16 protein-coding genes are annotated in these 20,306 nt (G+C 65.8%); 12 read left to right on the top strand and 4 right to left on the bottom strand.

The features are described 5' to 3' along the window. Positions 1-12 precede the first annotated feature (12 nt). From DJ563_RS09195 to DJ563_RS09185, 3 genes are all read right to left on the bottom strand, one after another. On the bottom strand, positions 13-2,112 hold the full coding sequence (locus DJ563_RS09195) for a 3-hydroxyacyl-CoA dehydrogenase NAD-binding domain-containing protein (RefSeq protein WP_434519336.1): 2,100 nt from the start codon (positions 2,110-2,112) through the stop codon (positions 13-15). Between the two features lie 84 nt (positions 2,113-2,196). Next, positions 2,197-3,984: an acyl-CoA dehydrogenase C-terminal domain-containing protein gene (locus DJ563_RS09190; protein WP_274097755.1), complete on the bottom strand. Its 1,788-nt coding sequence runs from the start codon at positions 3,982-3,984 to the stop codon at positions 2,197-2,199. Positions 3,985-4,093: 109 nt separating this feature from the next. Next, a complete protein-coding gene (locus tag DJ563_RS09185; protein ID WP_434519335.1) occupies positions 4,094-6,751 on the bottom strand; it encodes a LuxR C-terminal-related transcriptional regulator in 2,658 nt (885 codons plus the stop codon). Between the two features lie 373 nt (positions 6,752-7,124). Here DJ563_RS09185 and DJ563_RS09180 point away from each other — a divergent pair, with 373 nt between their 5' ends. The 10 genes from DJ563_RS09180 (at position 7,125) to DJ563_RS09135 (ending at position 16,048) form a co-directional block, all read left to right on the top strand. Next, positions 7,125-8,174, top strand: coding sequence for a phosphotransferase family protein (locus DJ563_RS09180; protein ID WP_434519334.1), 1,050 nt, complete (start codon positions 7,125-7,127; stop codon positions 8,172-8,174). After that, complete coding sequence (locus DJ563_RS09175) at positions 8,171-8,536, top strand: DUF6285 domain-containing protein (protein WP_434519333.1); 366 nt, start codon at positions 8,171-8,173, stop codon at positions 8,534-8,536. The genes DJ563_RS09180 and DJ563_RS09175 overlap by 4 nt, the downstream gene beginning before the upstream one ends. Then, positions 8,529-9,239 (top strand): histidine phosphatase family protein, encoded by a 711-nt coding sequence (locus tag DJ563_RS09170; RefSeq protein ID WP_434519332.1) that lies wholly within the window; start codon positions 8,529-8,531, stop codon positions 9,237-9,239. Before DJ563_RS09175 ends, DJ563_RS09170 begins: the two co-directional genes overlap by 8 nt. Before the next feature lie 21 nt (positions 9,240-9,260). Next, the gene (locus tag DJ563_RS09165; RefSeq protein ID WP_033698553.1) at positions 9,261-10,463 is read left to right on the top strand and encodes an acyl-CoA dehydrogenase family protein; all 1,203 of its coding nucleotides are present in this window, start codon (positions 9,261-9,263) and stop codon (positions 10,461-10,463) included. Positions 10,464-10,644: 181 nt separating this feature from the next. Further along, complete coding sequence (locus tag DJ563_RS09160) at positions 10,645-11,625, top strand: quinone oxidoreductase family protein (RefSeq protein ID WP_033698552.1); 981 nt, start codon at positions 10,645-10,647, stop codon at positions 11,623-11,625. A 12-nt stretch (positions 11,626-11,637) separates the two neighbouring features. Then, entirely contained in the window at positions 11,638-12,486 is an 849-nt protein-coding gene (locus DJ563_RS09155; protein WP_434519331.1) for a TauD/TfdA dioxygenase family protein, read from the top strand. Positions 12,487-12,515: 29 nt separating this feature from the next. Continuing rightward, positions 12,516-13,568 carry a 3-keto-5-aminohexanoate cleavage protein gene (locus tag DJ563_RS09150; RefSeq protein WP_258713766.1) on the top strand — a complete coding sequence of 351 codons (1,053 nt, stop codon included), beginning with the start codon at positions 12,516-12,518 and terminating at the stop codon, positions 13,566-13,568. Between the two features lie 157 nt (positions 13,569-13,725). Then, the gene (locus DJ563_RS09145; RefSeq protein WP_258713765.1) at positions 13,726-15,060 is read left to right on the top strand and encodes an MFS transporter; all 1,335 of its coding nucleotides are present in this window, start codon (positions 13,726-13,728) and stop codon (positions 15,058-15,060) included. After that, on the top strand, positions 15,057-15,725 hold the full coding sequence (locus tag DJ563_RS09140; RefSeq protein ID WP_434519330.1) for a DsbA family oxidoreductase: 669 nt from the start codon (positions 15,057-15,059) through the stop codon (positions 15,723-15,725). Before DJ563_RS09145 ends, DJ563_RS09140 begins: the two co-directional genes overlap by 4 nt. Further along, the gene (locus DJ563_RS09135) at positions 15,722-16,048 is read left to right on the top strand and encodes a Rieske (2Fe-2S) protein (protein ID WP_033698544.1); all 327 of its coding nucleotides are present in this window, start codon (positions 15,722-15,724) and stop codon (positions 16,046-16,048) included. Before DJ563_RS09140 ends, DJ563_RS09135 begins: the two co-directional genes overlap by 4 nt. Positions 16,049-16,483: 435 nt before the next feature. Here DJ563_RS09135 and DJ563_RS09130 read toward each other — a convergent pair whose 3' ends face one another. Then, the gene (locus DJ563_RS09130; protein ID WP_033698543.1) at positions 16,484-17,539 is read right to left on the bottom strand and encodes an AraC family transcriptional regulator; all 1,056 of its coding nucleotides are present in this window, start codon (positions 17,537-17,539) and stop codon (positions 16,484-16,486) included. Between the two features lie 260 nt (positions 17,540-17,799). Between DJ563_RS09130 and DJ563_RS09125 the strand changes: the two genes are divergently transcribed. Both DJ563_RS09125 and DJ563_RS09120 read left to right on the top strand, forming a co-directional pair. Then, entirely contained in the window at positions 17,800-18,366 is a 567-nt protein-coding gene (locus tag DJ563_RS09125) for an RBBP9/YdeN family alpha/beta hydrolase (protein WP_258713763.1), read from the top strand. A gap of 47 nt (positions 18,367-18,413) precedes the next feature. Next, entirely contained in the window at positions 18,414-20,279 is a 1,866-nt protein-coding gene (locus DJ563_RS09120; RefSeq protein WP_434519329.1) for a DUF1302 domain-containing protein, read from the top strand. The last annotated feature ends 27 nt before the right edge of the window (positions 20,280-20,306 follow it).

Genomic DNA, 20,306 nt, shown 5'->3' with positions numbered 1-20,306 from the left:
GGTTTTTGCAGCTCAGTGGCCTTGCACGCGCAGCTTGCCGCTGCCGGCCAGGCGCCGTAGCAAGGGCGCTGGCTGAAACCACAGTTGGCCATAGGCGCCGAGGCGCTCGCGCAGTTGCTCGATGCCTGCCAGCACGTTGTCCAGGCCCAGGTCGCGGGCATAGTGCAGCGGGCCGCCACGCCAGGCAGGGAAGCCGTAGCCGTTGGTCCAGACCAGGTCGATGTCGCCACTGCGCAAGGCGATGCCTTCGTCGAGCAGTTGCAGGCCTTCGTTGATCAGCATGAACAGGCAGCGGTCGTGGATTTCTGCGTCACTGATGCTGCGCCGGTTGATGCCCAGCTTGCCAGCCAGTCGCGCTGCGATCTGCACCACCTCGGGGTCTTCGATGCGCTCGCGGCCTTCGTAGCGGTAGAACCCGCGCCCGCTCTTCTGGCCGTGGCGGCCCAGGCTGTAGAGTTCGTCGGCCAGGCGGAAGTAGCTCGGGTCGTGGGCCAGTTCGTTGCGCCGCGCCTGCCGCACCAGGTAGCCCACGTCGATGCCGGCCAGGTCGTACATGGCGAATACCCCCATGGCCAGGCCCAGGTCGGTGAGCACCTTGTCCACCTGGGCCGGCGAGGCGCCTTCGAGCACCAGGCGATGGGCTTCGCGGGCGTAGGGTTCGAGCATGCGGTTGCCGATGAAGCCGAAGCACACGCCAGACACCACCGGCAGCTTGCCGATGCGCTTGGCGATTTTCAGCGTGGTGGCCAGTACGTCGGGCGCCGTGGCCCGGCCACGTACCACTTCGAGCAGGCGCATCACATGGGCCGGGCTGAAGAAGTGCAGGCCGACCACGTCTTGCGGGCGGCGGGTGCTGGCGGCGATGCGGTCGACATCCAGGGTCGAGGTGTTGCTGGCCAGGATCGCGCCGGGCTTGCACACCCGGTCGAGGGTGCGAAACACCGACTGCTTGATCGACAGGTCCTCGAATACTGCCTCGATCACCAGGTCAGCGTCAGCCAGGTCGGCATAGTCGAGGGTGCCTTGCAACAGGCTCATGCGCTGTTCGAGTTGCGCGGGGGTGAGCTTGCCGCGGGTGATGCTGCTTTCGTAGTGTTTGCGGATCTGCGCCAGGCCACGGTCCAGCGCCTCGGGCTTGAGCTCCAGCAGGCGCACCGGCAGGCCCGCGTTGATGAAGTTCATGGCGATGCCGGCGCCCATGGTGCCGGCGCCGATCACGGCGACCTGAGCGATGCTGCGCAGCGCGGTGGCAGCGTCGATACCCGGCACCCGCAAAGCCTCGTGTTCGGCGAAGAACTGGTGACGCAGTGCCGTGGCCTGGGGGTCTTGCAGGGCTTCGCGGAACAGTGCTTGCTCGCGTGCCAGGCCCTCGGCCAAGGGCAGCTCGCAGGCGGCGCGCAGCGCTGCCAGCACCCGCAGCGGTGCCCGTTGGCCGGGTTTGCGTGCAGCCAGTTGCGCCGCGTGCGTGTCGAAGAAGTCATCGGCCAGGCCCTGTGACAGCGGCGCAGGCGTGAGCGCAGGGGCGGGGCGCGCGAGCTGCCTGCGGGCAAAGGCGCAGGCCTGTTCGAGCAGGTCTTGGCCGGGCTCTACCAGGTGGTCCACCAGGCCCAACGTCAGGCCCTGGCGGGCATCGATCGGCTCGCCGCCGAGCATCAGTGCCAGGGCGGGTGCCACGCCGATCAGCCGTGGCAGGCGCTGGGTACCCCCGGCACCGGGCAGCAGGCCCAGGCGCACCTCCGGCAAGCCCAGGCGGGCAGTGGCGCTGGCGACCCGGTGGCTGCAGGCCAGGGCCAGTTCCAGGCCGCCACCCAGGGCCACTCCGTCGAGCGCGGCGATCAGCGGTTTGCTGAAGCGGGCCAGATCATCGAGCAGTTGCGGCAGGGCGGGTTCCTGCCAGGTGCGTGGGCTGCCGAATTCGCTGATGTCGGCGCCGGCACTGAACGGCAGGTGGTGCCCATGCAGGATGATGGCCTTCACTTCAGGGTCGGCGGCGGCCCGTGTGCAAGCCTGCATCAGCGCCTGGCGCAGGCCGTGGCCGAGGGCATTGACCGGGGCGTTGCACAGGCCGATCAGGGCCAGTTGGTTGTCGCGACGGTAGTCGATCAGCTGCATGGGAACCTTCTTGTGAGTGTCCTGGAAAAACAGGTGGCGGCCCGGAGCCTCGGCCACCACCGAAAAAACCGCTGCCGTGCAGGGTCAGCGGGCAAAGGCGCTGTCGCTGATGCGCATCAGGTTGTCACTGCCGGTGCGGATCAGCGTTTCGTGCAGGCTTGCCCTGGGCAGCAGGCGCTGCAGGTAGAAGCGCGCGGTCTCGCGTTTGCCCTGGTAGAACGCGATGTCCTCGCTGCCGGCCGCCAGTGCCTGTTCGGCGACGCAGGCGGCACGCAACCACAAGTAGCCAATCAAGGTGTAGCCGCAGAGCATCAGGTAGTCGTACGCGCTGGCACCAACCAGGTTGGCATCCGTGGCGCTGGCGTCGCTCAGCCACTCGCTAACCTCGCGCCAGGCGATCACACGGTCGTGCAAAGCCTGGGCGAGGTCGGCCGACGCCGAAGTGGTGTGGATGAAGGTTTCGATTTCAGCCAGCAGTTCTGACAAGGCCTCGCCGCCATCGGCCAGTACCTTGCGGGTCAGCAGGTCGATGCCCTGGATGGTGTTGGTGCCTTCGTAGATCGCGGTGATGCGCACATCGCGGGCGATCTGCTCCATGCCCCATTCGCGGATGAAACCGTGGCCGCCAAATACCTGGATGCCCAGCTGCGCCGCCTCGTTGCCGGTCTCGGTCAGGAAGCCCTTGGCAATCGGCGTGAGCAGGGCCAACCGGCGTGCTGCCGCCTGGCGCACACCCGGGGTGGCGCCGTGGTGCAGCAGGTCGACGCCTTTGGCACAGGTGTAGGCGAGCATGCGACCGCCTTCGGCGTAGGCCTTCTGGGTCAGCAACATGCGCCGTACATCGGCGTGGCCGATGATCGGGTCGGCCGGCTGGTCGGCCCGCAGGCGCGGCGTGGTGCGCATCTGCAGGCGGTCGCGGGCATACGCCAGGGCCCCCTGGAACGAAGCTTCGGCGTGGGCCTGGGCCTGTTGTGATACGGCCAGCCGCGACTCGTTGATGTAGGTGAACATGGCGTTCAGGCCACGATTGGCCTCGCCCAGCAGGTAACCGGTGGCGCCATCGAAATTGAGCACGCAGGTGGCGTTGCCGTGGATGCCCATCTTGTGCTCGATGGCGCCGCAGCTGACGCCGTTGGGTTGGCCCAGGTTACCGGCTTCATCCACCTGGCGCTTGGGCACGGCGAACAGCGAAATGCCTTTGACCCCCGCTGGCGCGCCTTCGATGCGTGCCAGCACCAGGTGCACGATGTTTTCCGTCAGGTCGTGCTCACCCGCCGAGATGAAGATCTTGCTGCCGTTGATGCGGTAGCTGCCGTCGGCCTCGGGCCGGGCGCTGGTGCGCAGCAGGCCGAGGTCCGAGCCGCAGTGGGCCTCGGTCAGGCACATGGTGCCGCTCCAGCGGCCGGCAATCATCGGCGGTAACAAACGCTGGCGCAGCGCCGCGTCGGCATGCTCGCTGAGGGTGCTGATGGCGCCACCGGTGAGGTTGCCGTACATACCCCAGGCGTGGTTGGCGCTGCAGACCATTTCGTGGTTGACGAAGCCCAGCGAGGGCGGCAGGCCCTGGCCGCCGTAGATGGGGTCCTTGTCCAGGCCCAACCAGCCATTGGCGGCGAAACGCTGGAAGGCATCGGCGAAGCCCGGCGGGGTGCTGACCTTGCCATCCTGCCATTGGCAACCGTGCTGGTCGCCGACGGCGTTGAGCGGCGCCAGTACCTGTTCGGCGAACTTGGCGCCTTCCTCGACGATGGCGGCGAAGGTGGCCGCGTCGGGGGCTTCGCAGCCGGCCAGCTGTTGATAGTGGCTGCTCAGGTCGAGCAGTTCCTGGGCAACGAAGGTGATATCGCGCAACGGGGCTTTGTAGCTGGGCATGCCGGACTCCTGGCTGGGTGGACTCGGCATGTTGTAGCAGGCAGGCCTGGGCGCCGCGTCCACCCCCCCGGTGGAATGGGGGGTGGAATCGGTGTTGCGCGGGGTGGAGTCAGTTCAGCAGTTGCAGTTCGCGTGCCGAACACAAGGCGCTGTCGCGGTCGACCACGTCGAGTTTGCGGAACAGGTTGTTGATGTGGGTCTTGACCGTGCTCAGGCTGATGAACATCGCTTCGGCGATCTGCCCGTTGCTCTGCCCACGTGCCATGCGTTGCAGCACCTCCAGCTCACGGCGTGACAATGGCACGATCAACGCGCTGTCGGCGTGCTCTCGGCCGGCCAGCAACGGGCGGAACAGGCTGTTGAGGCGTTCGCGTGGCGGTGCCGGGGCGGCCAGGGCCAGGCGTTCGCGAACCTGCGGCAGCAGCAGTTGGCGCAAGGCTTCGAGGAAGGCGTCGCCCTCGTACTGCAACAGTTGCCCGAAACCGTGCTGACACGCCAGTTGCAATGCTTGTTCCAGGCTGTGCAGGGCGTCGTCGTGGGCGCTGCGGTCCTGGTGCAGGGCCGCGTCGAGCAACAGGGTGTCGAGCAACAGCCGGCGGTTCAGCTGGGCCTGGGCCTGAGCCTGCAGTGTTGCCAGGATCTGCCGCGCCTTGTCCCGCTGCCCCAGGTGGCGCTGCACCCAGGCATAGGCCAGCCACTCCTCCGGCAGCAGTTGCTGGTCATACTGGCGGTTGCACCAGTGCCACTGGTCGAGCCAGCCGGGCAGGTAGTCCGTGTCGTTGTCGCGCAGCGCCAGGCGCGCCAGCCAGGCACCGGCCTGGCGATACAGGGTGAACAAGCGGTACTGCAGGGCCAGGCGCCGCACTTCGGCCCAGCGCGCCTTGGCCTGGCTGGTCTCGCCCAGCGCCCAGTGCAGGCAGGCCTGGTGGTGGAACACCCAGGGCAGCGCGGCGCTGTGCGGGAAACCCAGGGCCAGCACTTCGGCCTGGGCCAAGGCGTGGCGCGCCTGAGTCAGCTGGTTGGCCTGAAGCAGCGCCAGCCCTTTACCCAAGTGCCGGAACAGTTCGTAGAAACGCCCCGAACTGCCGGCGGCGGGCAGTTCGGCCATGTTCTGCAGGCGCGCCCAGGCCGCTTCGCTGGCACCTTGGGCCAGCTCGATCTGGCCCAGCAGCAGTTGCAGCAAGTTGGTGTAGCCGCTCAGGCCGAAGCCCTGCAACTCGACCAGGGCACGGCTGGCTTCGGCGTGGGCCGGTTGCAGTTGACCCAGGGCCGCCAGGCAGTTGGCCCGGTCGAAATACAGCACCGAACGCGCCGCGTTGTGTTGCCCGAACTGCTGCAGTGCCCGCGCCGCAAGGGCCAGGCCGTGCGCCAGGTTGCCGCCCAGGTAGGCCAGGCGGCTGCGCAGGAACATCACCGTCTGCTGTACCCGCTCGGGGTGCCGCGGCACTGCCTGGCGACGCTGCAGGGCGTACAGCTGGCGAAGGCATTGGCACGCCTGGGCGATATCATTGGTGACCATCACCGTGGAGGCTTCGGTCACCGCCAGGGTGAAGCTGTCGTTGCCGGCATGGCCGGCCACTTCGTCGAGCACATCGACCAGGGTGTTGACCTTGCCCTCGCGCAACAGCTCGAAGCCATGTCGGTCGACGATGCCGAGCACGGCATCCAGGTCTCTGGCCCGGCCGAACTGGTAGATCGCCTCGGTGTAGCGCCGCTGCACCAGCAGCCAGTTTGCCGCCTGGCGATGGAGCAGGCGCAGGCGCTGCGGGTCGCGTTGTTCGAGGCGCTGGTAGAGGCTGTTGCGCAGGGCAGGGTGGTAGCGGTATTCGGCGTGGCTGGCGTGCGGCACTTCGATGATCAGGTCCAGGCGCTGCAACTGGCGCAGCGCGGCCGCGACATCGGTGTCGGCGGCCAGTTCGCGGGCGAGGCCTGCATCGAACACCTGGGCCACGGCGGTGTGTTCGAGAAAACCGCGCAGCGCCGTGGGCAAGTGGCGCAGGCGTTCTTCTTCAAGAAACTGCCGGGCATGGGCATAGGCCTGGCGGGTGATCGGGCGCAGGTCGGCGGGTGGCTGGCCGGTACTGTGCAGTGCCTCGCGGTAGGCCTCGAACCAGAACAGCACGCCACTGGGCCAGCCCTCGCTGCCAGCGCGCAGTTGGTACAGCGCATCGCTGCCCAGCCTGACATCGCGGGCCAGTGCCAATTGCCGGGTTTCTTCGCTGTCCAGGGCCAGTTCACGGGCGCCCAGCAGCACCAGCCGACCGTTACGGCGCAGGTGGGCCAGCGGCAGTGGCGGCGGGCCTTCGCTGGCGGCAATCAGGCGCAGTGCCGCGGGCGGGTCGTGCAGCAGGGTGTCGAGGTAGTGCCAGGCCTGGGCGGCGTTGAGCAGGTGCAAGTCGTCGATCAGTAAGGTCACGGGTGCCTGGCGGGCTTCGAGGTCGGCCAGGATCTGGCTCCACAGCAGTTCGCCGTGGGGCGTGTCACGCGCTTGCGCGGGCAACTGCAGTGCTGCGTGCAGGTGCAGCAGCAGGGCCAGGGGCTGGTTCTCGGCACGGGTCAGGCGCAGCCAGGCGAAGGGGCCTGCCAGGCGGCGGGCGAACTGGCCAAGCAATGTGCTTTTGCCATAGCCCAAGGGCGCTTGCAGGAGGATGACAGCGCCGTCGTCCAGCGCACTGGTCAGCTGGTCGAGCAACCGTATGCGCACTAGGCCCTTTGGGGGATCTGCGGGCGGGCGCAGCTGGTTCGGTTTGAGCGCGGGAAGGTGCATGGCAAGCAGTGCTCCGTCGGGTCAGCCAGACATCCTAGCCTAGGGGGCGCTTGGTGCGGGGGGAATTTTGGTTATTGGTGGGGGGGCGGGTGGGTGAGGGGGCCGCAAGGCGCTTGGCTCAGGTGTTGAGGTGGGGCGTAAATCGAGCGCCGCCCGCGCGGCGCTCGATTTCATAGGCGCTGAAGATGTCGTGTCGAGCGTGCACCCCTGAACAACCGTTTCAAAAATGAAACCGCCCCGTTCAAACCTGCCCAGAACACCCCGCAAAACCATACCCAACCCATTGATAAACAAGACTTAACTAAATATCAAAAAACCTGGCAGTCATCTTGCTATTGCCCTGTTCACCTACGAACAGCCAACCGGACCGCCTATGCCATCCCGTCACCACGCGCCGCAACCCAGCGCTCGCCTCGACATCGCCAGCGCCCATGCCCCACTGTCTACCTACCTGACTCAGCAATTCGACACCCCGCCAGTGCACATCACCCGCAGTGAACGATTGTCAGGCGGTGCCATCCAGGAAAACTGGCTACTCGAAGCCGATGTCGCCGGCAAGCCCCAGCGTTGGGTCCTGCGCACTGACGCGGTGTCCGCTGTGGCCGCCAGCCTGAGCCGCGCGCAAGAGTTCGCGGTGCTCAGCGCCGTTCACCAGGCCGGCGTCAAGGTGCCCAAGCCACTCTGGCTGTGCCAGGACGTGCAGGTGATCGGCCGCAGCTTCTTCATCATGCAGGCCCTCGACGGCAATGCCAGCGGCCACCGCCTCACCCACGACCACGCCGCGCCTGAGGGCAACTCGGCGCTATGCCGGCAGTTGGGCGCCAACCTCGCGCGCCTGCATCAGTTGCGTCCGCCGCAACCGGCGCTGGCGTTTCTGCCCGCTGCAGCGCCTGACGCGGTGCAGGCCAGCGTCGATCAGTACCGTAGCTTTCTGGATGCCTTGCCAGGTAGCCACCCGACACTGGAGTGGGGCTTGCGCTGGTGCGAGCTGAACAAGCCTGCGCCCTTGCCCGCGTGCCTGATCCACCGCGACTACCGCACCGGCAACTACCTAGTCGAGGCCGGCGCGTTGACCGGCGTGCTGGATTGGGAGTTCGCCGGCTGGGGTGACCCGCGTGAAGACCTGGGCTGGTTCACCGCACGTTGCTGGCGGTTCGGCCGGCCGGACCTGGAGGCCGGCGGCGTCGGCCGCCTGGATGACCTGCTCGCCGGGTACCGCAGCGTGTCGGCGCTGGAACTGGACCGCCAGGCGCTGCGCTTTTGGCAAGTCATGGCCCACCTGCGCTGGGCAGTGATCGCCCTGCAGCAGGCTCAACGCCACGTGTCGGGCCAGCAACGTTCGCTGGAGCTGGCGTTGACCGGGCGGATGGTCAGTGAACTGGAACAGGAAATCATCTTGCTCACCCGTGGAGGCCACGCATGAACCAGCCCGATGCCCATGACCTGCTTGTGACCGCGCGCGAAGCCCTGCTCACGCACTTGCTGCCGGCGTTGCCGAAAGGGTTGCACTACGAAGGGCGGATGGTCGCCAGCGCCATGCTGATTGCCAGCCGCGAACTGGCGCAGGCAGCGGACTGTACCGAGGTCGAGCGCCAGGCCCTGGAGGCCTTGCTGGCACAGGGCGGCCACGCAGTGACCGAGCTTGAGCAGGCCCGCGAGTGGCTAGCGCGGAACATTCGCCAAGGGGCCTACGATCAGCACGCTACGCGCTTGCTGGAGGCACTGCGGGCAATCAACCGGGCGCAGTTGAGCATCAGCAACCCCAAGGTGCTGGCCCATGACTGAATTGCCCGTACAGCGTCGCCGCTGCTATCTGGTTCGGCATGGCCATGTCGATTACTTCGACGCCGACGGCCGCCCACTCGACCCGCGCACTGTACCGTTGTCGGCGCAAGGCGTGGCCCAGGCCCGGGCGTTGGGCCGTGTGCTGGCGCACACTCGGTTCGACCGTGCGGTGTGTTCGGACTACCCGCGCACCCGCCAGACCCTCGACCAACTGCTGGGCCACCGCGCCCTGGAGGTGGAACAGCGCGCCGCCTTGCGCGAGGTGCGGGCCGGCCGCCTGCGGGAAATCCCCCTGGATTGCCTGTACCGCGAAGTGGCCCAGGCCTACCAAATGGCCGACCACCGCGGCGCTGCCTTTCTGCGCGGTGAACCCTGGGCGGCGTTCCAGCAACGGGTGCTGGACAGCTTTCAGCAATTGCTGGCCGAGCCCGGCTGGACATCGCTGCTGCTGGTCAGCCACGACGCCGTCAACCGCATCCTGCTGGCCTGGGCCAGCGGTGCCGGGCTGGGCGGGCTTGCCGCCTTCGAACAAGACCCTGCCTGCCTGAACATCGTCGATATCGACATGGCGGGCGCGCAGGTAACCCACGCGTGCATACGCACCCTCAACTACACCCCCTACGACCCCGGCAAGGCATCGATCGACAAGACCGTCATGGAGCAGTTGCATGCCGCCATCGACCCGCGTCGCCTGCACGCCTGAGCCTCTACAAGGAACCCCACCATGCATTTTGCCCTGCCAGCCGAACAGCTCGCCCTGCAAGCCAAAGTCCGGCACTTCATTGCCGAATCGGTACTGCCGATGGAGCATGACCCCCGCCAGACAGCCCATGGTCCATCGCCTGAGCTGCGCCAGACGCTGCTCGACAGGGCCCGTGAACACGGCCTGCTGACCCCGCATGCCTCGCGTGAAATGGGCGGCCTGGGTCTGAGCCATATCGAGAAGGCGATCATTTTCGAAGAGGCGGGCTATTCGCCACTGGGGCCCGTCGCCCTGAACATCCACGCGCCCGACGAAGGCAATATCCACCTGTTGGAACACGTGGCCACGGCGGCGCAGAAAGACCGCTGGCTGCGGCCACTGGTACAGGGCCACATCCGCTCGTGCTTCGCCATGACCGAGCCGAGCCCAGGTGCCGGCTCCGATCCCTCGATGCTGACGACCCAGGCAGTGCGTGACGGTGACGACTACGTCATCAATGGCCAGAAGTGGTTCATCACCGGTGCCGAAGGCGCGCAGCTGGCGATCATCATGGCGCGCATGGAGGACGGTAGCGCGTCCATGTTCCTGACCGACACCGACCGCCCGGGCTTTATCCTGGAACGCATGATGGGCTCGCTGGACAGCTGCTTTGCCGGCGGCCATGCGGTGTTGCGCTTCGACAACCTGCGGGTGCCGGCCAGCGATGTGCTGGGCGAGGTGGGCAAAGGTTTCCGTTACGCCCAGGTGCGCCTGGCGCCGGCCCGCCTGACCCACTGCATGCGCTGGTTGGGCCAGGCCCGCCGCGCCCATGACGAGGCCTGCCACTATGCCAACCGGCGAATGTCGTTCGGCAAGCCGCTGGGCGAGCATCAGGGCGTGGGCTTCATGCTCGCCGACAACGAAATCGACCTGCATACCACGCGCCTGGCTATCTGGCATTGCGCCTGGGTACTGGACCAGGGCGAGCGTGGCAATTTCGAGTCGAGCATGGCCAAGGTGCTCAGCTCCGAGGCCATCTGGCGGGTGATCGACCGCTGCGTGCAGGTGCTGGGCGGGCAGGGCGTCACGGGCGAATCGATTGTCGAGCGGATCTTCCGTGATGCCCGTAGCTTCCGCATCTATGACGGCCCCAACGAAGTGCACCGAATGAGCCTGGCGAAGAAGATCCTCGCCCGTGCCGCCACGGGGGGCGGGCAATGTGTGCCCGCGAAAACAGCTACATGACCGGCCAGGCCATCGCCGTCGATGGTGCCCTTTCAGCGTTCTGAGCGCTTGTGCCATGCGCGCTGTCATCAACTGAAAAACCGTTGTCGTCCGATGATAAGCGCCGCTTGGCGCAACGGCCTAAATTGCCCTTCAACACGCGGTTTATCGGTTAACAAGAACGACAAGAAAGGAGATTGGCATGGCCAAAGCGGTACGTTTCTACGAAACCGGAGGGCCTGAGGTCCTGCGCTACGAAGACGTCGAAGTCGGCGAGCCGGGCCCTGGGCAGGTGCGCCTGCGCCACGTGGCGGTTGGCCTTAACTACGCCGACACTTATTTTCGCAACGGCACCTACCCGATCCCGCTGGCCAATGGCATGGGCGTGGAAGCGTCGGGTGTGGTGCAGTCGGTGGGCGAGGGCGTCAGCCATGTGGCCGTTGGCGACCGGGTGACCTACACCGGCTTTATCAACACCCTCGGCGCCTACAGCACCGAACGCCTGATCCCCGCAGCAGCACTGATCAAACTGCCGGAAACCCTGTCCTTCGAGACCGCCGCCGCCATGACCATGCGCGGCCTGACGGCGTCGTACCTGATGCGCCGCCTGTACGACTTCAAGCCGGGTGACAGCATCCTGCTGCACGCTGCGGCGGGCGGCGTCGGCCTGATCGTTTCGCAGTGGGCCAAACTGCTGGGCCTGACCGTGATCGGCACGGTGTCCACCGACGCCAAGGCCCAGGTGGCACGCGCCCATGGTTGCGACCACACCATCAACTACAGCCACGAGGATGTGGCCAGCCGCGTGCGTGAGCTGACCGACGGGGTGGGCGTCAACGTGGTCTTCGACAGCGTTGGCCGCAACACCTTCATGGGCTCGCTGGACTCGCTCAAGCGCCGCGGCCTGATGGTCTGCGTGGGCACTGCGTCCGGCCCCATCGAACCGTTCGACCCGCAGATCCTGGCGATCAAGGGGTCGCTGTTCATGACCCGGCCGGCCCTGGCCGACTATATCGCCGAGCCGGCGGAAAAAGCCCGCCTGGCCAGCGAGCTGTTCGACCATGTCAGCAGTGGCCGCATCCGCATCGAGATCAACCAGCACTACGCCCTGCAGGATGCGGTGCAGGCCCACCGTGACCTGGAGTCACGCAAGACCACGGGTTCGTCGATCTTCGTCATCTGAGGGGGCACTGCCATGCAAGTCGAACAACTGACCTGCGCCATCGGTGCCGAACTGGTGGGCGTCAGGCTGGCCGATGCCATTCATGATGACGGCCTGTTCGCCGAGATCCGCGCCCAACTGCTCAGGCACCGGGTGCTGTTCTTGCGTGAACAGGCCATCAGCCGCGCCGAGCATGTGGCCTTTGCCCGCCGCTTCGGCGAGCTGGAAGACCACCCGGTCGCTGGCAGCGACCCGGAGCATCCCGGCCTGGTGCAGATCTACAAGCGCCCCGATCAGCCGGCCGACCGCTATGAGAATGCCTGGCACACCGACGCCACCTGGCGCGAAGCGCCGCCGATGGGCTGCGTGCTGCGCTGCGTCGAATGCCCACCGGTAGGCGGCGACACCATGTGGGCGAACATGGTGCTGGCCTACGACAACCTGCCGGCCGAGATCAAGGCCAGGGTCGAAGGGCTGCGCGCCCGGCACAGCATCGAGGCCAGCTTTGGGGCGGCCATGCCGCTGGACAAGCGCCTTGCGCTCAAGGCGCGTTACCCCGACGCCGAGCACCCGGTGGTGCGCACCCACCCGGAAACCGGCGAGAAGGTGCTGTTCGTCAATGCCTTCGCCACCCATTTCAGCAATTACCACACCCCCGAACGTGTGCGTTTCGGCCAGGACGCCAACCCCGGTGCCGCCGACCTGCTGCGCTACCTGGTGAGCCAGGTGTACATCCCCGAGTATCAGGTGCGCTGGCGCTGGACACCCAACAGCATCGCCATCTGGGACAACCGTAGCACCCAGCATTACGCCGTCATGGACTACCCGGCCTGCCATCGCAAGATGGAGCGTGCCGGGATCATGGGCGACAGCACCTTCTGAACAGACAAGAACAAGACTGAGGATCAGACATGCAATTCTTCGACGACTCGCTGCACCCGGAAAACATGGAAAAGGTAGTCATCACCGTGGCGCCCTATGGCCCCGAGTGGATGCCGGATGATTTCCCGCAGGACATCCCGGTCACCATGGATGAGCAGGTGCAAAAGGCAGTCGACTGCTATGAAGCGGGCGCCACGGTGCTCCACCTGCACGTTCGCGAACTCGATGGCACCGGCTCCAAGCGCCTGTCCAAGTTCAACGAACTGATCGCTGGGGTCCGCGAAGCGGTACCGGACATGATCATCCAGGTGGGTGGCTCGATTTCCTTTGCGCCCGAAGGCGAAGGTGAAGCGGCCAAGTGGCTGAGCGACGACACCCGGCACATGCTGGCCGAGCTGACCCCCAAGCCGGACCAGGTGACGGTGGCGATCAACACCACCCAGATGAACATCATGGAGCTGCTGTACCCGGAGTACCTGGAAGGCACATCGCTGGCCAGCCCCGGGATCCAGGCCGCCTACAGTGAAATGACCGTGCCTGCGGGGCCGGCCTGGGTCGAAGAGCACTTGCGCCGCCTGCAGGCGAGCAACATCCAGCCGCACTTCCAGCTGACCGGCATGCATGCCCTGGAGACCCTCGAGCGCCTGGTGCGCAAGGGCGTTTACAAAGGCCCGCTGAACCTGACCTGGATCGGCATTGGTGGCGGCTTTGACGGCCCCAACCCGTTCAACTTCTTCAATTTCGTGCACCGGGCGCCGGACGGTTGCACCCTGACTGCGGAGTCGTTGCTCAAGAATGTGCTGCCGTTCAATACCATGGCCCTGGCCATGGGCCTGCACCCGCGCTGTGGCATCGAAGACACCATCATCGACCAGCACGGCAAGCCGTTCACCTCGGTGCAGCAGATTCAGCAGACCGTGCGCGTGGCGCACGAACTGGGGCGTGAGGTGGCCAGCGGCAAGGAAGCGCGCGCCATCTACCGCATCGGCGAGCAGTACGCGACCGTCGAGCAAACCTTGCTGGCCAACGGCATGGCGCCGAACCGCCGGCCAGGGCAGAAGGGCGTGCCACAGCGCGCGTGATGAATGAGCAGGGGCTTGTGGGAGCCGCTTGAGCAAGGCAGTTGCTCCCACATGTTTTTGCAGGGCCCATAGCGCGCTGTTGTTCTTCCAGTAGAACCTGATCGGCTGTTATCCATAACAACAAAAACAACCCAAGCCAGATACCCGAGGAGGCAGCATGGCCACCTACCACGCCAGTGCGTCAGAACCCGGCACTGATACATCACTGGGCATCCCCCGGCGCTACGCCTGGATCGTCTTTGCCCTGACCTTCGGTTTGTTGATCTCCGACTACATGTCGCGGCAAGTGCTGAATGCCGTGTTCCCGCTGCTGAAGCAGGAGTGGCAGCTCAGCGACAGCCAGCTCGGCCTGCTCAGTGGCATCGTTGCCTTGATGGTCGGCCTGCTGACCTTTCCGCTGTCCTTGCTCGCCGACCGCATCGGCCGGATCAAGAGCCTGACCTTCATGGCGGTGATGTGGAGCCTGGCCACGCTGGGCTGCGCTGTCGCCGAGAACTACCAGCAGATGTTCATCGCGCGCTTTCTGGTCGGTGTTGGCGAGGCCGCTTACGGCAGCGTCGGCATCGCCGTGGTGGTGGCGGTGTTCCCGCGCGAGATGCGCGCCACCCTGGCCGGCTCGTTCATGGCCGGTGGCATGTTCGGCTCGGTGCTGGGCATGGCGTTGGGCGGCGTGATGGCCCAGCACCTGGGCTGGCGCTGGGCGTTTGCCGGCATGGCGTTCTTTGGCCTGGCCCTGGCGGTGCTCTACCCGTTGATCGTGCGTGAGGCGCGCATTGCCCCGAGGGGCCTGGCCGATGCCGCCGACAAGGCTGCGCTGAAGGCATTGCGGCCATTGCGCACGCTGTATTCCAGCCGTTCGGTCATCAGCGCCTACGTGGGCAGCGGCTTGCAGCTGTTCGTCGGCGGCACGGTGATCGTCTGGTTCCCCAGTTACCTGAACCGTTACTACGCCATGAGCACCGACCAGGCCGGCGCGGTGGCGGCGCTCATCGTGCTGTGCAGTGGGGTGGGCATCGTGCTGTGCGGCATGCTGTGCGACCGCATGGGGCGCAACCGCCCTGATCGCAAGATCAGCCTGGCCATCGCCTATTGCCTGGGCAGTTGCGTGCTGCTGTCGGTGGCCTTCGCCTTGCCGGCGGGCATGCCGCAGCTGGTGCTCATCTGCCTGGGCATGATGATAGCCGCCGGCACCAATGGCCCGTCCAGCGCCATGGTCGCCAACCTGACCCACTACACGGTGCATGGCACTGCCTTCGCCACCCTGACCTTGAGCAACAACTTGCTCGGCCTGGCCACCGGCCCGTTGATCACCGGCAAGGTGTCCGACCTGATCGGTTTGCAGGCCGCCTTTGAACTGGTGCCGTTGATCAGCATCGCCGCCGCGGCGGTGTTCTTCTACGCCAAGCGCCACTACCACCGTGACATGGCGCGCCTGGCCCTGGGCGAAAGCATGCCAGCGCCTGTCGAGCCTGTACTGGAGGCCCGAACGTGAACCCTTCATTGTCGATTGATGTGTACGTCGATTTCATCTGCCCGTGGTGCCTGATCGGCAAGCGGCAATTGCAGCGTGCGCTGGCGCAGTTGCGCGAAGCGCGGCCCGAGGTCGTGATCAATCTGGCTTGGCAGGGCGTGCAGTTGTTGCCCGACATGCCTGTGGCCGGCCAGCCGTTCGCCGCGTTCTACCAGCGCCGCCTGGGCAGTGACGAGGCGGTGCGCCAACGCCAGGCCCAGGTACAGGAGGCCGCCAGTGCGGTAGGTGAACAGCTCGATTTCAACCGCATTGCGCGCATGCCCAACACTGCAGACGCCCATCGCTTGCTGTTGCATGCCGCCGAGCTGGGCAGCGAGCAGCAGCTCGAAGCGCTGCTGGAGCGGCTGTTTGCAGCGTATTTCCGGCTGGGCGAAGACCTGGGCGACCGCACCACGCTGTTGCGTATTGCCGAGCAGTGCGGTTTTGCGCCTGCCGCGATGGCCGGCAGCCTGCGCGGCGATGGCCGGCCGTTTGCCAGTGCCAGCGCGAACATCGCCAGCCGGGGTGTGCCGTGTTTCGTGTTCGACGATCATCTGCCCGTGTTCGGTGCGCAGCCGCCAGAGGCGTTGCTCGACGCCATGCAGCTGGCGCTGTCGCGTTCGGCAGCAGCGGGGGCCGGCGCATGACGCAGCGTATCGAGGTGCCGGCCCAGCGCGTGCCCACTGTCGGCGGGCGCGCGTTGTTCGAGCATGCAGGCAAAAGCCTGGCGCTGTTCAATATCGCCGGGCGCTTGTTGGCCATTGACGACAATTGCCCGCACCAAGGGTCGTCGCTGTGTGCCGGCCAGCTGGACGGTGGCGTTATCCAGTGCCGGGCCCATGGCCTGCGCTTCGACCTGGCCAGCGGCTACCTGCTCAATTCCACGGCGCTCAAGGTGGCCAGCTACCCCGTGGAGGTGGAGGGTGACCGGGTGTTCATCGTGATGGCCTGCCAGGAGACCCTGTCATGAACAGCCTGGCGCTTGCCCAGGCGACGGAGGCCAGGATGGCCTCGGCTTTTTTAGGTTTCTTCACGGAATGTTGGGGAAGTGGGGCTGGTTTGTGCTTGTCGGGAGATAGGATGATGGCGGCTAGGTGCCTGTCTTGGGTTTGGAGGTGGGGCGGAGATCGAGCGCCGCCCGCGCGGCGCATCGCGAGCGCAGCTCGCTCCTACATTTGTTTCGGGCCAGTGAGGCCTGTGGCATTTGCGCGCGACCGCCTTGTCGGCACGACGCGATATTCAGGCGGGCGCCAAAGGGATCGCGCGCCCATGGCACAGGAATAATTGGCCCGAAACAAATGTAGGAGCGAGCTGCGCTCGCGATGCGCCGCGCGGGCGGCGCTCGATCTGATAGGCGCTGAAAATGCCAAGCCAGGCACCTGGTGGCCCCAAATACACCAGGCGCTCAGCGCGTGGTGACAGGCCCTTGCGCGGCGCTGCGGGCGCGTTTGTGCGGCGTGTGCAGGTCATGCTGCACACGCCAGGTGGCCGGTGGCTGGCCGAACTGGTTGATGAACCAGCGGGTGAATGAACTGTGCATGGAATAGCCAAGCATGTCGGCGATACGCCCCAGTGAATAGCCGGGGCTTTCCAGGTAGCGCAGCACCAGGTCGCGGCGCACGCTGTTGACCAGCTCGCTGAAGGTGGCGCCATCTTCTTCCAGACGGCGCTGCAAGGTGCGCACGTTCATGCCCTGGGTCTGGGCGATGTGCTCGATGGTGGCGCGGCCCATCGGCATCAGCAGAAAGATCGATTTGCGCACCTCGTGCACCAGCGAAGGGTTGCCGTCATCCTGCAGGGCACACACGTAGCGTTGAGCCAGGCGCGCCATGGCTTCGTTAGCCTGTGGGTTGGTCGTGTCCAGGTCGGCGGCGGAACAGACGATGCCGTTGAAGTCGCTGTTGAACTCCAGCTTGCAGCCGAAGATGCGGCGGTGGATGGCCAGGTCGGCGGGGGCTGCGTGAGTGAAATTGGCGCTGACCGGGTGCCAGTGCGCGCCCAGCAACGCCGAGCAGAAGCGGTGCATGACACCGATGGCCAGCTCGATGGCCTGGCGGCTGTGCATGGGCTGCTCGGTGATGACTTCCTGGCGAATGATCACCGTCTTGCCGGTTTCTTCGACGTGAATCGCCAGGGCATTGTTGAGCACATGGCGATATTGCACGATCACCTGCAGCGCATCGCGCAGCGAATGCTGGTGGCTGATCAGCAGGCTGACTTCACCAAAATCCGACAACTGGCGCAGTTCGGCCATGCGCAGGCCGAAGGCTTCGCAGCCGCTCAGGCGCGCCGACTCTTCGAGCACGTTGATCGCAGCAGCGACTGGAATGCGCTGGTCGGGGGCTTCGAGCAATGAAGCGCTGAGGCCAGCCTGGGCCAGCAGCCCATGGCCATTGAGGCCCAGATGGCGGGAGACTTCCAGGTAATTGGTCAGCGAAGCAGCACGGGCGAGCACGGTCATATTTGTTGTTTTCCACGTGTTCTTGATGGGCGTCCCGCTGCGCTGGCGGGTAGTCACTTATAGCGTTTGTGTCATCGGATGCAAAGCCATTTTCAGACCGCTGGTCCCACTCACCAAGGGCGTGCGGGCCGCCATGCCAACTGTGTCATCAACTGAAAAATGGCTGACGCGCAATGTAAAGCGTGTGCCGGAACGACGCTTTACTCTGGCCCTCAAGCAGTCGGCAATCGACCGAGTGATCCAGAGCAAAGGGCCCTGACATGGAAAAACTGCAAACCGCCGCTACCGTGCTGATCGTTCCCGGTCTGCGCGACCATGTGGCAGAACATTGGCAAACCCTGTTGCAGGCTCGCCTGGCCAAGGTGCGTGCCGTGCCGCCGCTGACAACCGACGGGCTCAGTTGCACGGCGCGGGTCGAGGCGATCGAGCGTGAACTGGCCGCAATCGATGGCCCGGTGATCCTGGTCGCGCACAGTGCCGGTGTGCTGATGGTGGTGCACTGGGCCGCACGTTATCAGCGCCCGATCAAGGGCGCCTTGCTCGCCGCCCCCCCTGACCTGCAAAGCGACTGGCCGCAAGGCTACCCCAGCCCTGACAGCCTGCGCGCCCACGGCTGGGCGCCGCTGCCGGGCGGCCCGCTGCCTTTCCCAAGCCTGCTGGCGGCCAGCAGCAATGACCACCTGGCCAGCCCCGCCGCAGTGGCCGGCATGGCCGCGCAGTGGGGCAGCGAGCTGCTCGAGCTCGGTGCCGTCGGCCACCTCAACCCTGCCTCGGGCTACGGCCCATGGCCCCACGCCGAGGCCCTGATCCGGCAACTCGATTACTAGGGCGCACCTATCACCCAAGCAGAGACTCACCCAAGCAGAGACATCGCATGAACAACAATAAGAACGTTCTCTTCTGCCTTCCCCGCCGTAACCTCATGGTCACGCTGCTGCTGATCGCCGGTGCACCCGCTGCCCAGGCATTCCAGCTGGACATCGCCGACCCCGATTGGAGCGTGCGCTTCGACAACACCGCCAAGCTGAGCTACGGCCAGCGGGTCGAAGGCGAAAACGCCAAGGTCGCCCGCACCTCCAATCTCAATGACGGCGACAAGAATTTCAGTGTGGGTAGCGCGGTGACCCAGCGCCTGGACCTGCTCACCGAGCTGGATATCGTCTATCAGGGCAGCATGGGCATGCGCGTCAGCGCCGCCAGCTGGTACGACCATGCCTATGACGACGTCGGCTCGAACAGCAACCCGTTCCCCGGCCAGCAGGGCAATGCCGGCAACCTGGTGCTGGCGCGCCCGGCCGCAGGCTTGCCGGCGGGCACCGTGCTGGCCGGCGGCCCGGCGCGTCATCATGGCCTGAGCCGTTACAGCGACCGTTACTACAATGGGCCGTCCGGCGAGTTTCTCGATGCCTTCGTCTTCTACAACACCGAGATCGGCGACGAGTCGATGTTGAGTGGCAAGCTTGGCTGGCACTCGGTGTACTGGGGCGAGACATTGTTCAACGCCGCCAACGGCATCAACTATGGCCAGTCGGCACTGGACCTGGCCAAGCTGTACAACGTGCCGGGCACCGAAACCAAAGAGCTGTTCCTGCCGCGCAAGCAGCTGTCGTTGAGCTTCACGGTCAACCCCGAGCTGACGCTGGCGGCGCAGTACTTCCTCGAGTTCGACAACTCGCGCCTGCCCGAAGGCGGTACCTACATGGGCGCCTACGACATGCTCGGCGAGGGTGGCGATATCTTCTGGCTGCCGGTGCCCAATGCCGTTGGCGGGGCCGGTGCGTTCTACGGTGCGCCCCGCGGGCATGACATCCGGCCACGCAACGCGGGCGACTTCGGCCTGATGGCCAAGTGGAGCCCGGAATGGCTCGACGGCACCCTGGGCTTCTACTACCGCAACACCTCCGACCCGACCCCGGCCGTGCTGATCAATGCGCCCAACCTGCACACCGGCAGCCTGGACGGTACCAGCTATATGGCGGCCTACGCCGACGACATCGATATCTACGGCATCAGCCTGGCGAAGAACGTCGGGCCGGTGAGTGTCGGGCTGGACGTCAACTACCGCGAGAACATGCCGCTGATCAGCAACTTCACCACCATCAACGGGCCGCTGTACCAGGCCTTGGCGGGCACGGCGGGCGGCACCAACCTGATCGGCGAGGTGCCGGGCAACGGCGAGACCGGCCTGGCCCGCGGCAAGACCTTGCATGTGGTGCTCAACGGCCTGGTCACGTTCGGTGCCACGCCACTGTGGGACGCCTCGTCGCTGGCGGTGGAGGGCGCCATGACCCACCTGGTCAGCGTCGACAAGGGTGAGCAGACCTTCAAGGGTGATTCCAGCTACGAGGGTGTCGACAAGGTCACCACCAACGCCTACACCCTGGCGGTCAACTTCACGCCGACCTGGTTCCAGGCGCTGCCTGGGGTCGATATCTCCATGCCGCTGTCCTACAACGTCGGCCTCAAGGGCAACTCTGCCGTGCAACTGGGCGGCAACGAGGATTCGGGCAGCTACTCGGTGGGCATCGCCGCCGATGTCTACCAGAAGTACAAGTTCGACCTGAAGTATGTCGACTCCTTCGGCAAGTTCGATACCTGCGAAACCGGTACCGACAACAACACCCCAGGCACCAACGGGCGCTACCAGTGCATCCCCGGCCAGATTACCTCGCAGGCAGGCCTGGCGCCGTTGTTGAAGGACCGCGGCATGGTCACCGCGTCGTTCAAGACCACCTTCTGAAACGCCACTACAACAACAAGCGGAGAA

The organism is Pseudomonas sp. NFX1, from assembly GCF_051123555.1.
GTDB lineage: Bacteria > Pseudomonadota > Gammaproteobacteria > Pseudomonadales > Pseudomonadaceae > Aquipseudomonas > Aquipseudomonas capeferrum.
This window is presented reverse-complemented; position numbering and strand designations above follow the sequence as displayed.